This window comes from Acinetobacter sp. 778_lipA (assembly GCF_058242985.1).
This window is the reverse complement of sequence record NZ_JBZAYT010000001.1, coordinates 2,552,829-2,565,111: the sequence shown is the minus strand read 5'-3', so window position 1 is coordinate 2,565,111 and position 12,283 is coordinate 2,552,829. Positions and strand designations below refer to the sequence as shown.

Annotated in this window: 19 protein-coding genes and 1 tRNA gene; 19 read left to right on the top strand and 1 reads right to left on the bottom strand. The window is 37.5% G+C overall.

Annotated elements, in window-relative coordinates:
* Positions 1-157 precede the first annotated feature (157 nt).
* Entirely contained in the window at positions 158-850 is a 693-nt protein-coding gene (locus AC4CUY_RS12250) for an XRE family transcriptional regulator (RefSeq protein ID WP_490774183.1), read from the bottom strand.
* A 125-nt stretch (positions 851-975) separates the two neighbouring features.
* Between AC4CUY_RS12250 and AC4CUY_RS12245 the strand changes: the two genes are divergently transcribed.
* The 19 genes from AC4CUY_RS12245 (at position 976) to AC4CUY_RS12155 (ending at position 12,281) form a co-directional block, all read left to right on the top strand.
* Positions 976-1,215 carry a transcriptional regulator gene (locus tag AC4CUY_RS12245; RefSeq protein WP_490774182.1) on the top strand — a complete coding sequence of 80 codons (240 nt, stop codon included), beginning with the start codon at positions 976-978 and terminating at the stop codon, positions 1,213-1,215.
* 50 nt (positions 1,216-1,265) lie between these two features.
* Complete coding sequence (locus AC4CUY_RS12240) at positions 1,266-1,541, top strand: hypothetical protein (RefSeq protein ID WP_490774181.1); 276 nt, start codon at positions 1,266-1,268, stop codon at positions 1,539-1,541.
* On the top strand, positions 1,541-2,539 hold the full coding sequence (locus AC4CUY_RS12235; RefSeq protein WP_490774180.1) for a hypothetical protein: 999 nt from the start codon (positions 1,541-1,543) through the stop codon (positions 2,537-2,539). Before AC4CUY_RS12240 ends, AC4CUY_RS12235 begins: the two co-directional genes overlap by 1 nt.
* A complete protein-coding gene (locus AC4CUY_RS12230; protein WP_490774179.1) occupies positions 2,536-3,981 on the top strand; it encodes a replicative DNA helicase in 1,446 nt (481 codons plus the stop codon). The genes AC4CUY_RS12235 and AC4CUY_RS12230 overlap by 4 nt, the downstream gene beginning before the upstream one ends.
* 2 nt (positions 3,982-3,983) lie before the next feature.
* Positions 3,984-4,424, top strand: coding sequence for a hypothetical protein (locus tag AC4CUY_RS12225; RefSeq protein WP_490774178.1), 441 nt, complete (start codon positions 3,984-3,986; stop codon positions 4,422-4,424).
* Between the two features lie 95 nt (positions 4,425-4,519).
* Positions 4,520-4,714 (top strand): hypothetical protein, encoded by a 195-nt coding sequence (locus AC4CUY_RS12220; protein ID WP_419259018.1) that lies wholly within the window; start codon positions 4,520-4,522, stop codon positions 4,712-4,714.
* Positions 4,711-5,241 carry a hypothetical protein gene (locus AC4CUY_RS12215; protein WP_490774177.1) on the top strand — a complete coding sequence of 177 codons (531 nt, stop codon included), beginning with the start codon at positions 4,711-4,713 and terminating at the stop codon, positions 5,239-5,241. Before AC4CUY_RS12220 ends, AC4CUY_RS12215 begins: the two co-directional genes overlap by 4 nt.
* 210 nt (positions 5,242-5,451) lie before the next feature.
* Positions 5,452-5,757 (top strand): hypothetical protein, encoded by a 306-nt coding sequence (locus AC4CUY_RS12210; RefSeq protein ID WP_490774176.1) that lies wholly within the window; start codon positions 5,452-5,454, stop codon positions 5,755-5,757.
* A 379-nt stretch (positions 5,758-6,136) separates the two neighbouring features.
* A tRNA-Arg gene (locus tag AC4CUY_RS12205) sits at positions 6,137-6,213 on the top strand.
* Between the two features lie 199 nt (positions 6,214-6,412).
* The gene (locus AC4CUY_RS12200) at positions 6,413-7,375 is read left to right on the top strand and encodes a hypothetical protein (RefSeq protein ID WP_490774175.1); all 963 of its coding nucleotides are present in this window, start codon (positions 6,413-6,415) and stop codon (positions 7,373-7,375) included.
* Between the two features lie 453 nt (positions 7,376-7,828).
* Positions 7,829-7,972 (top strand): hypothetical protein, encoded by a 144-nt coding sequence (locus tag AC4CUY_RS12195; protein ID WP_490774174.1) that lies wholly within the window; start codon positions 7,829-7,831, stop codon positions 7,970-7,972.
* Between the two features lie 12 nt (positions 7,973-7,984).
* Positions 7,985-8,155, top strand: a complete 171-nt coding sequence (locus tag AC4CUY_RS12190) for a hypothetical protein (protein WP_314341063.1) — start codon at positions 7,985-7,987, stop codon at positions 8,153-8,155.
* A 55-nt stretch (positions 8,156-8,210) separates the two neighbouring features.
* Positions 8,211-8,435 carry a hypothetical protein gene (locus tag AC4CUY_RS12185; RefSeq protein WP_004725001.1) on the top strand — a complete coding sequence of 75 codons (225 nt, stop codon included), beginning with the start codon at positions 8,211-8,213 and terminating at the stop codon, positions 8,433-8,435.
* Positions 8,436-8,477: 42 nt separating this feature from the next.
* Positions 8,478-8,657 (top strand): hypothetical protein, encoded by a 180-nt coding sequence (locus tag AC4CUY_RS12180; RefSeq protein WP_490774173.1) that lies wholly within the window; start codon positions 8,478-8,480, stop codon positions 8,655-8,657.
* A 67-nt stretch (positions 8,658-8,724) separates the two neighbouring features.
* The gene (locus AC4CUY_RS12175; protein ID WP_315075547.1) at positions 8,725-8,889 is read left to right on the top strand and encodes a hypothetical protein; all 165 of its coding nucleotides are present in this window, start codon (positions 8,725-8,727) and stop codon (positions 8,887-8,889) included.
* The gene (locus tag AC4CUY_RS12170) at positions 8,882-9,172 is read left to right on the top strand and encodes a hypothetical protein (protein WP_315075545.1); all 291 of its coding nucleotides are present in this window, start codon (positions 8,882-8,884) and stop codon (positions 9,170-9,172) included. Before AC4CUY_RS12175 ends, AC4CUY_RS12170 begins: the two co-directional genes overlap by 8 nt.
* A complete protein-coding gene (locus AC4CUY_RS12165) occupies positions 9,114-9,884 on the top strand; it encodes an AAA family ATPase (protein WP_490774172.1) in 771 nt (256 codons plus the stop codon). The genes AC4CUY_RS12170 and AC4CUY_RS12165 overlap by 59 nt, the downstream gene beginning before the upstream one ends.
* A 191-nt stretch (positions 9,885-10,075) precedes the next feature.
* On the top strand, positions 10,076-10,615 hold the full coding sequence (locus AC4CUY_RS12160; protein WP_490774171.1) for a terminase small subunit: 540 nt from the start codon (positions 10,076-10,078) through the stop codon (positions 10,613-10,615).
* Positions 10,616-10,622: 7 nt separating this feature from the next.
* Complete coding sequence (locus AC4CUY_RS12155) at positions 10,623-12,281, top strand: terminase large subunit (protein WP_419259761.1); 1,659 nt, start codon at positions 10,623-10,625, stop codon at positions 12,279-12,281.
* Positions 12,282-12,283 lie beyond the last annotated feature (2 nt).

The window sequence follows — 12,283 nt, the reverse complement described above, 5'->3', positions numbered from 1 at the left end:
TTTAAAATTAGCTCCACAGTGTGGGGCTTTTTGTGTTTCTATTTAAAACTATAGTCTAGCCTATTATTTTAGTCAAGTAAGCCTATCGAATTATTTTAAACTATTTTTAGAGGCGTAAAAAAACCGCCTCAACCGGCGGTTCTAAGTGAACGTTTTATTAGCCTGCTCTATAAAACTGGCGCCCCAACACCCGGAAACCTACCCCATTAGTATCAGAGACAATTTTATCCTTATATTTGGGATTGAGACTATGCAAAGTCAACTTACCACCTTCTTCTTTAAAAATCTGCTTCAGCATAGCTTCACCCTCAAAATAAATAGCGTAGAACTCACCTTCTTTAATTTCCGTATCAGAAATATCAATAGCAAATTCATCTTCATTGCAGATATAGGGTTCTTGTGAGTCACCTTTGGCAATTGCTAGTTTTACATTTTCAGGCTTAACACCATGTTTTTTAAAGAAACTAGGAGAGAAGTCCCTTTTTGAAATAACATCATCAAAATGGAATTCAATGGACTCCCCATCACCACATGAAAATCTAATATTCACTAAGTCAATCCATATACGCTCTTCATTATTATCATTAGAAGTTACTCCTACCTTCGAAGACTTTTCAAGCAAATTCGTTACTTCAGCGTCAACATCTGACGCAGTTTTCCCTGTGAGCAACCAGTAGGAATCCACTCGTAGCACTTTTGCTATCTCTGTTAAGTAGACAGACCTTGAAGTAAAACCTTTTTCTAATGAGTGATAAGAGGGCTGGCTCATTCCAACAGCCTTAGCTACATCAGCCTGACTTAATCCTCTATCTAGCCTTGTCGCTCTCAATCTACTTGCTAAATCTTGCATAACGAATTTCCAATGAGTTTGGATATATATTATAGGTGAAGCTATAAACTATCAAATAGTTTATACTATTGCTATTTTATAGTTTAACCTATAATATTTATTTTAATTACCTATTGGTTGTGAATATGGAAAATTACTTAATTACTAAATATGAAGAGATAGTTTCTCACTTTGGGTCACAGTCATCGACGGCAAAAGCCCTAGGGGTGTCTCAACCTTCCGTTCACTCATGGGTTAAGGGGCTGACAGAAATGTCCGAAAGGGTTGCAATTCGCACTCAAAAAGTGACAGAGGGGAAGTTTAAAGCTGCTGATCTTTGCCCTTCATTGAAAGAATTGGAAGAAATTAATTCATCAAAAAAATAAAACCGCCATCTGTTACAGCAGAGGCGGTTTTACATTTGGAGCAAACCAAAATGAATAAACCGATATTAGCACAAGATTTAGACAATGCAAATGATGACCAATGGTGGATTGATCATGATGCTTATGCAGATGCACTTGAGGAATTTCGCACCATAGAGATTGAACTACAGAATGCTCTGGGTGTGGTGAGAAAATGCAAACCAGGTGAGGGCGCTTTCATTGGTGACATCCTTGAGGATCTGGAAAGAAACAGGGCTGAGTTTGGATTGCTTAATCGATTTAAGTCAGCACACAGAAAAATGATTGAAGCGAAAGGAAAGTTGTAATGGCTAGATCACGAAATATCAAACCTTCATTTTTCTCAAATGAAGATCTAGTTGAATTGCCGTTCGAGGCTCGACTTTTGTTTATTGGACTTTGGACATTAGCAGATCGTGAGGGACGTTTAGAGAATCGTGCCAAAAAAATCAAAATGTCACTTTTCCCAGCAGATGAAATAAACGTTTCAGAACAGTTATTGAACATTTCTAAACTAGGTTTTATAGCGTTATATAACTGTGATGGAACTGATGTTATCCAGATAATAAACTTTTCAAAACATCAAAAACCGCATGGACTGGAAAAGGATAGTGACCTTCCTGATCAAAATGGCATGTACACAGTCTACAAACGTAACCCAAAAAATAAGTTAGTCATTGGTAAGTCGATACTATTAACTAAAGATCAACTTAATGATTTTTATGGTGAAAATCCCATAAATTCAACTGAACAGGCTACTCACCCAAACATAAATAACAGTTATGAAACTAATGTGAACAGTTTTAACAATGTTATTGAGCAGGATGATAACAGTTATGAAACTGTTTCTATACCAGTAAGAAACGCCCTGATTCCTGATTCCCTTAACCTGATTCCTGAATCCTTTAAACTGAATCCTGATTGTGAGAGTGAAAACCTCACACACGAAAAAAATCCAAAAAATGAAAATCAGGAAAATTCTCTTGATCAAGTTTTAAAAGTTTGGACACCTGATGTAAAACAACTCAATGACTGGTTAAAACAATCTGGTTTGATGCCAATGACACCTGAATTGATTAATCAAATCTTGCCCGAGATAAACGCTTACTACCAAACCAAACTTGAATCTGGATCAATTAGATCAAATCAGATGTATTCAAATTTTGTGAAATGGGTTAAGCGTGATCCACGTCTGTATAACCAAACACCTGATGATCAACCTGCTGAACAACAAGATTTAATACCACCACCTGAAATCAAACCAATACCTGTGAAGTATGGCCAAGGTCTGGGAGGTGGTAAGTGAATACCCAATTTAACATTTCGGGAGTGACTGAGGACCAGTTGTCCGATCCAGCTTGCGAATTGGCTTTCTTGGTTTCGTTGTTCACATACCGGGAGTGTTGTGAATTAATTTCACAGACAAACGAGTCAATTTTCACCATCCAAACCCATGTTGTTTTATTTCGTGCTATGAAAAAACTTCACGAAAAGGGTGAACCGATTGACGAAGTCACAATCATGACTTCCTTGAAAACATTAGGCACTGAAAAACAGGGCGTAAACGAAAAATACATTTTGGATTTATTCCAGAATGCACCAGTCACACTGAGCAACAATGTTTCGTCTTACTTGAAAACATTGCAAGACTTGGCAACTCGTAGACAGCTCAGAGAGGCTGCTATTCGCATTCAGAAGATTGCCAATGATTTGAGTAATGGTGAGGCAGATGACGCAATCGCAAAGGCAAATAGTGTTTTGAGCGATATTGGTACCGCTACCAGTGATGATGATCCAGAACCATTAATTAACTCATTGGTTGATCTCTATGACGAGGTTAACAAAATACAGATTGAGAAGATGGATGGAACTTATGCAGTACGTGGTGTGAATACTGGTTTCATTGCACTTGATAATAAAATTGGTGAAATTCAAAATGGTGATTTAGTCATTGTTGCAGCGCGTCCAAGTATGGGCAAAACAGCATTTGCCCAAAACATCTCAACTCACATTGCAACCAATCTTGTTAAGCCTGTCTTATTTGAATCGATTGAGATGAAAAAGAAAAAAATCTCAAGACGTATTACCGCAGCAATGGGCAGTGTTGAATTAAAAAGAATGCAAAACGGTACCATGGATCCTGATGATTGGACAGGTTTTGCAGACGCGGTGAAGCTTATGCAACAAGCACCATTTGAGATTAAAGATGGCGTTGTGACTCTTGCTGATGTACGACGACATGCTAGGAAAACCAAAGCGAAATTTGGCTCATTAGGGGCTATTTTCATTGATTATCTACAATTGATAGCAACACCTCACTTAAACCCAAACATATCCGAACATGAGCGTTTGACTGTGATTTCTAAGGGGTTGAAAAATATCGCTATGGAGTTTGATTGCCCTGTATTTGCCCTTAGTCAATTAAGCCGTGATGTTGATAAGCGACCAAACAAAAGACCTGTTATGTCAGATTTACGTGGATCTGGTGCAATAGAACAAGATGCTGATGTAATCCTATTTCTTTATCGTGATGAGTATTACAACAAAGACAAATCTCAGTTTAAGGGAATGCTTGAGGTTATTGCCTCAAAGGTACGTGATGGTGAGACAGGTGAAACTTTCTTATTTTCTGAATTGCAATACAGTCGCTTCTCAAATGTTTCGAATGAAAACTTGGAGTACTTCCAAAAGCAACTAGCCAATGTGGACCAAAAGTCTAAATTTAAATCTGGGATGGCAGGGCTATGAACATGACAAATAATGACCAAAATTTAAATGCCGACTTAATGGATGAATGCAGAAAGGCGTTTGAGAAAAATAGGTTTTGGATTGGAGTTTTTAAAGCTGACGTTGTTTTTAAAAGTGAGATTGGCGAATTTGGCTTGTATGAAGCTTTAAATTCAAAGGTGGAAGCTGAATATCTAGTTGAGTTTAATAATAAATGGGTCATTTGGTATCAGTGCTGGCAATCCCGACAGGCTGAGGTTGATGAATACAAGATGGTTAGCGAATCAATCGAAGACCTGTATTTACTTGAACGTAAAAAAGTTAAAGCAGTTGAGCAGGTATTGATTGATCTAAAAGAATCAATGACCAACTTTAAAGAAATGGATCTGTACGACAAAGGTGTTCGAGTTGTAACGGATTACATTATTCGAGATTTGGAAAAAGCCTTACGAGGTGCGCAATGAATAGTGATTCAGTTTTATATGTTTGCTTAACCATTTTTGTTTTGGCTTCCATGTTTCAAGAAGCTATTACCAAGTTTTTAGCGGGGTGACTGATAGTGATTACATGGGTGACAGTTTGGGTTTTGACGGTTTTCACTGGAAGTGAATACATGGGGAATTATCGTCCTAGTAATTTTCAACTTCAGTATGCAACTCAAGCTATATGTGAAAAACGGAAAGCTGAACATTTAAAACGTGGTGTAAGTACAGCTCGTTGTGATTTCCAACAAATTCCAGTGGTGACTAAATGAACTCAAAAGTAACGATTATGCAGGCAATAGACTGGAACAAATACAGTTTAGAAGAGTGGCTTTATCAATTTGGAGCATGGCAACATTCCAATACAGGTACTTGTGGAAGAAGCATAAATCCAATCGCTGTGGCTATGGATGAGGCTGTTGTTAAGCGCAAAGCAAAGAAGATTACCAGTAAGGAGCAAATTATTGCTGACTGGATCAATGATGATTCGAAAGCTTTACATCCCAAAAAGAATAAGTATTGTTGCGAGATATCGGACAATGAGGCAAGAGCTGTACAGCGCCTTATCTTGGATATGCAAGGTACATCATACATTTTAGATGAGTGGCTGGATGCGATAATTGATCGGTATTTCTATGGTAAATCATGGGCTGAGATGGTTATTAAAGTTGATCTTGTTGCCAATCCGACAATCATTCGCACTCAACATGATGCACGTGAAGATGTTCGTTGCGGTTTGGCTGCAATGCATTGCAGATATCCATTCATTCGCTTTGATTTAAAGAATAGAGATAAATAAATCAGTTGACCTTGCGCAGGGTATATGGCATATTCGTGTTATAGTTAACGCAGTGTATAGAATTAATACAGTGCATTAAAGTTTTTGATTTCCATACCAACCTACTCCAATAAGTGGGTATTTTTTTGATCTTGTAGCTTATCCAGTTAAAGCAGGTAAACAATTACTTGGTGGAAACATAGAAACAAATTCCGAGTGGAAACCTTTAGTTTGGTGCAAGTCCAAGCCAAGATCCTCATTAAGCTCACTTTAGGTGGGCTTTTTGCTTTTTTTGGGTGGTGCAATTTGAAAAGAAGAAAAGTCAAACCGAAATATTTTAGACATGAAGCTCTTCATACAGCAAGTGTATGTATGGAGATGGTTGGTGAGCATCTTCAAAACCACCATTACTACGATCAAAAAATAAATCCTGAATTTAATAAGCAAGTGGATTTAGCAATTGATGCGCTTATTAGGGCTTATCAGGCTTGCAATAAAGAACATGAAACACAAAAAAGCATGCAGTCCGTTTTTTAATAAGGCGCTTAGGCGTCTTTTTTATTGCCTCAACCCTTGGCATTGGGCTAATTACCCAGCACATCATAGGGGCGTAAAGGGTTAGACAAGGATTCATTATCCTTAATCACACATTCGCTTGTATGTGGTCGAACACAAGCAAAACCGAGAGCTACTTATCAAGTTCTTAAATGTTGATAAGCGCTTTATTTGGTCAATAAAGTGAGAGAAGGGTGCGGAGTTTGATGTAAGCATAAACACTACCCTTGGTTTGACCTCCTAAAGACGTGGGTATTTACCATGTGGATTGGCGACCCCTTAACACACTCAGTCAGCCCTTAACAGCGAAGTACTACTCAACCCAACTATTTGGTATTTCCGGATAGTTGGGTTGTTTTATGCGCCATTAGCTCAACTGGATAGAGCATGGGTTTTCTATACCAATGGTTGTAGGTTCGAGCCCTACATGGCGTGCCATATTTCAGGAGAACAGCATGCTCCGAATCAAACAAATCTTCTGCCGCCACGTTTGGGAATATTCAGATTTCTTTACGGTGAGAGAGTGTCGGAAGTGTGGGAAGGTGGTTGAATCAAACTTTAATTTGTAGAAAGCTATATAGTCAATTATGTAAATGAGTTAGAATTCCTGATGTAATTGTGATCAATTGTGTAACAAATGATCTTATTAAAAAATAAAGAGGGGAATACTTTGAAATTATCTTATTTTACATATTGCTTTGAACGCTATGATGATAGAACACAATTTAGAACATCTATTAAGTCTTTTATTAAGGCTTCTACATCTTCACAAGCTTTACCTCTGGCAAAGAAGAATAGACATTCGGGAGAGAATTTATACCTACTCCCTGTGCTTGGTGATTTTTATCTATTTGTACAAACAAAAGACCGAGAAATCATTAAGAAAATTGAAAAAAATTCAAGTGAAATTAAAGCCCATGAGATTCAGTCCTTATTAAGCCAAGATGAAAGTCTTGGATTTGCATCATATGTTTATTTCCATCCAACGAAAGAGGTTTTTGGATTTGCAGCACGAGTTTTGTCTCCCAAAGTAACGGTATTTCAGACTTTTATTAACAACTTTTTGTTAATGTTGAACATAAATGATATTTATTTTCTGATTCATCCCCTAAAAACGCAAATAACAAAAAAAGATGCTATGAAGCTGAATTTTATTGGAACAACAAGGATTCAAATTGATGCAAAGAGTTCAATTGGTAAAGAGTTTACTGATTTTTTCTTAGGGTCTACCAATCAAAATGATATGGAAATTATTGAAAGCGTAGAAATTGTAATAAAACCAGCTCCAAGAAAATCACTTACAGATACTGTTAAGCACAAGATAATGGATTTAGATGATAAAGGTGTAAAAGGTATCGTCTTAAGAGCGAGACAAAATTTAGAAGATAATATAAAAGATTATTACATTCACAGTGCTGGCGGGCTATATGATGAGATCAAGAGTGATGAGGAATCAAAAATTCTTGATGAGATCAAGTTGAAAATTGAAAGCAACTCTGAATTAGAAGCAAAGGTAGATGATTATGAGCAACAGATCGCCGAACAAGCTGATCATCGCATTTCTTCTTTTGGTAATGCCGATAATTGGGGTAATCGTTGAGATTATATATTTTTGTTATATAAAACAATATATAACATTTAGTTTTTACGAATACTTTAAAGATTTATCTACTGCAATTTTAAGTTTCTCTATTGCAATGTTTGGTATTATTGCAATGGTGGTTACATTAGTTTATGGATTGAATCTACCTGGTCCAAAGAGTTATTTAAAAAAGTTTGGGACAGAATATGCTTTTCTATGGGGCTCCTGTATAGCGCTTTTGACTTTTGCTGGATTTATCTCACTTTTAGGTTTTGCAAAAACGGAATTAGTTACAGTGACAGTATTATTGAAAATATTAATCTGGATATTTATATCTAGCTTTTTACAATCATTAATTACCATATTTGTAAGCATGAGAATCCTAATAAAAAGTAATCATGCTCAGTAGCGATAAACAACAAAATACAAAACCCCTCCCAAGGGGTTTTTTAATGCCTAGAGGAAAGTGGGATGAATAAACCAACTGGTGCAACACATTATTCTAAGTTCACAGACACTTTCTACAAGAAAGGACTTACATGTAACTATGTGTGGAATGGTAAATACTGGTTTATTTCAATCTACAAAACCTTAGATGGCATGCTTGAGATTTGAGTGAGAAAGATTATGGACAGAACCGAAGCACTAAGCAATCTTAAGCGGTACGAATCAGAGATCAGTAAATATCAAAGCCTATCTCGTGGTCTGATGACTCGTGATGAAATGATTGTCATTGATCGAAAGATTAGTCAGTTAAAAGAAAGAACTAAAGCAATTAGAAGTATGTTGAGTGATTGATCTTACTTGGATAATTTGATAATTTATTGTTTCTAAATTAATTATAGAGATAATAATGAAATCAAAACAATATATCTTAGTAAATATTTGTGGAGATAAATTTGGATTCTCAGATATAAGTAATAGCGGGAATCTAGAACTTTATCTATCTGGTCAAGAATATGATAAGTCGTCTTTTGAATTTGAATCTGCAAGTATTATTCTTATATTTGAAGCCAACTTAGAAGATGACATAAAAGAGATGATCCATAAATCCTTTCGTAAGCAGTTAGTTGGTTAATAACTAAACCTCCTTCGGGAGGTTTTTTATTGGGTGAAGATTATGACATGCCAAGGCTGTGAACAACGACGAGAATGGTTGAGGAAACAAAGTGAACGAGCAAAAGAACGAATGCGGAAAGTCCTGCGAGGTCTTGGTGTTATTGATCCAGCAGAACAACAAACTAATCGAACAGAACAATCAACTCATTCAGATCAACAACGAACAGGCAGCACAGATTAATCACTTGCTTGAGCATCTTGATTTGGATAGTGAGGGTGAGAGTTCGGGATATTTGGATGGGTGAGAGATGAATAACGATGAATTATTAGAGGCGCTTGAATCAGTTGCTAATTTCATGCGTGGTATGGGATTGGATCCACGAATTCCACATGACACTAAAGAAGCAGTGAAAGTACGTGCTTCTGATATTGATGATTTGGTTGGTAAGTATTTGGAGAATGACAATGCCTAGAGTTGTATCTGTAATCCCTGCACCCAACAACAATTCTAAACATCAATCTCACTTAGTTAATGGCACCAAGGTTCTACTTGATGATGGCTCTTATCTCCAAGGTGTTGTAAAGGTTACTCTTGTTGCAGAATACGACAATCTTTGGAAGGCTGTTATTGAAGTTTATCCAACCAATCAACAGCAAATAGATGCGGTTCTATCAGAACTCCAAGTGGTAGATAGTAATGAAGCTTCAGCGACTCCAAACCAAGCTACAGACAATCAATCCCAATCCAAAGAGTGAATTAAGAACTTCATGGCGTGATGGCAAGACTACTAGCGAGCGTGGATATGGTTATAGATGGCAGAAGTATCGTTTAAGCTTCTTGCAAACGAATCCATTGTGCGTGTATTGCTTGGAGCAAAACAGAGTAACCGAAGCAAAGGTGGTCGATCATATTGTGCCGCATCGTGGTGATCAGGATTTATTCTGGAATGCAGATAATCACCAGAGTTTATGCATGTCATGCCACTCATCCATTAAGCAGCAAGAAGAGCAAGGCAGCGGCAAGTCTATTGCTTATGTGTTTATGCCTGAGTGGTTGCAGCCAGTACCAAGATTAACAATTGTATTTGGTTGTTCTGGTTCAGGTAAATCAACTTGGGTTAAAGAGAATGCTAAGCCAGATGATGTGGTGCTTGATTTAGATGAATTGATTGCTGAAATAAGTGGGAAGCTAATTTATAAAGGCAGCAGAAAGGACTATGCATTAGCAGTAAGGAAGCGCAATAGCTTGCTTCTGGAAATGTCCAAGCAAAATCTGAGTGGTTATTTAATTCTTACTGGTTCTACACCAACACAGCGCAATTGGTGGATATCTAAACTCCAACCATGCAAGGTCAAGATAATGCAAACACCACATGAAGAGTGCATAGCTAGAATCATGAGTGATGACCGCAGAACAATGCAGGTGAAGCGTCAACAAATTCAATCAATTGATAAATGGAAATTTTGATTAAGTATATGAAAAATATTAATTATTTTAATATATTTATTGACATTTACATGTGTTTATGAATGTGTGGGGGGAGGTTGAAAGTTTCAAGCATCTTGATATTCCTGACCGCCCACCATCTCATTTATAAAAAAAATTCTGTTTTCAAAAAAAGTTAATCAAAAAGTTAACTCAAAAGTTAAAGGTGAATTATGTCATTAACTGCAAAAATGAGAAAATTTGCTCAGGCTGTAGTTAGTGGTCTAAGCAATAAAGATTCTGCAATTACAGCAGGTTATGCAGAAAAAACAGCAGCGCAAGCAGGTGCAAAACTTGCTAAAAATCCCGACATTATCAGCTATATCGAAAAGTTAAAGGCTGACAAAAAGTTAACTTCTGACACTCAAAAAGTTAAAGCTGATAAAGAAAAAGTTAAAGCTGAAAACTTTGTTGAAGTTGTGAGTGTTGAGCGTATTGAACCCGAAGTTGAACAGGCGAATGGTCAATTCGTTGGTCGAGATGATATTGCTGTTGGCGGTGTTGACGATCCGTTGGAATATTTAAAAAAGGTTTGGACCAATGAGCTTGAAGACCCTGATTTAAGACTCAAGGCCGCACAAGCAGCTATGCCATATGTTCATGGAAAAGTCGGCACCAAAGGCAAAAAAGAAACTCAAAAAGATGAAGCAAGAGACATTGCGGGCGGTGCAGGCAAGTTTGCAACAAGGGCAGCTCGAAAACGATATAGTTAGGTGATTTATGGAATGGACAACTTCTTGCAAAGACTGGGAAAAGAAGATTGTCAAAGGTCAATCCTTGATTCCATGCAAGCCACTATTTGAAGATGAAGCTGAAATGGCTTTAGATGTTTTTAAGAGCTTGATAGTCACGGATGTAATGGGTCAGCCCACCATGGGTGAAATTACAAGGCCTTGGGTATTTGAATTCGTCTCTGCAATCTTCGGTGCTTATAGCGAAGAGGATAGTCGCAGACTGATAACTGAGTTTTTCCTACTTATTCCTAAGAAGAATTCTAAATCAACGTTGGCAGCATTTATCATGCTTACAGCCTTGATTATGAATGATCGTCAGGCAGCAGAACTCATTATTTTGGCACCTACCAAAGAAGTTGCCGACAATAGCTTTGGACCTATTAAAGAGGCGATTAGTGCAGATCCTGAATTAAAGGCATTGCTTAATGTTTCTGAACACGAAAAAACGATTAAACACCGGGAAACGAATGCCACTTTAAAAGTTGTAGCAGCAGATTCTAATACGGTTGGTGGTAAAAAGGCGTCATGGATATTAATTGATGAGCTTCATTTATTCCAAAAGAATGCTCGTGCCGCATCAATGTTTCGTGAGGCGACTGGTGGTTTAGCGAGTCGTCCAGAAGGTTGCATCATTTATTTAACAACCCAAGCAAGTGAAGTGCCTTGCGGTGTATTTAAGCAAAAATTGGATTATGCACGCGATGTGAGGGATGGAATCAAGGAGAATAGAAAGTTTCTACCTTTGATTTATGAATTTCCTAAACAGATGATCGAGGACAATGAGCATCTTGATCCTGAAAACTTTCACATCCCTAATCCTAATTACGGTACCAGTGTAGATCCAGAACAGTTAAAGGATGACTTTGAGCAATCTAAAGATTCAGATGAAGAAAACTTTCGGGATTTTCTAGCCAAACGTTTGAATGTCGAAATCGGCATGAATCTTCGTGCTAATCGTTGGGCTGGCTCAGAATTTTGGTTACCACAATCTAAGCAATTCACACTCAATAAATTAATTGATCAATCAGATGTAATCACCATCGGCATAGATGGTGGTGGTTTGGATGACCTATTGGGATTTGCTGTCTTAGGCCGTCATGCAAAAAGCCGTAAATGGTGGCTATGGAATCATGCTTGGTGCAATACAACTGCAGTCGATCGACGTAAAGAGAATGCGCCAAAGTATCAAGACTTTCAGCAAGAAAATAGTTTAACCATTGTTGAGCGAATTGGTGATGATATTGACCAACTGGCAGCAATCGCCAAGCAAGTTTTTGATTCAGGCAAGTTAAACAAAATTGGCCTTGATCCACTTGGTTTAGGTGGGCTTTTGGATGGTCTGCTTAAAGTGGGTATTCCTGAAGAACAAATGATTGCAGTACCCCAAGGCTTTAAATTAATGGGTTATATCCTAACAACCGAACGAAAACTGGCAGAACGCAATTTATATCACCAAGGTTCGCAGTTAATGACCTGGTGCGTCGGTAATGCAAGGGCAGTTGTCAAAGGCAATGGCATGATGATTTCCAAACAGGAATCAGGTGTCGGAAAGATAGATCCATTAATTGCGACATTTAATGCTGTGGCTTTGATGAGTATGAATCCTGAACCAGTCCAAAAAGAATATAACGTTTTTTTCTTTTAAAT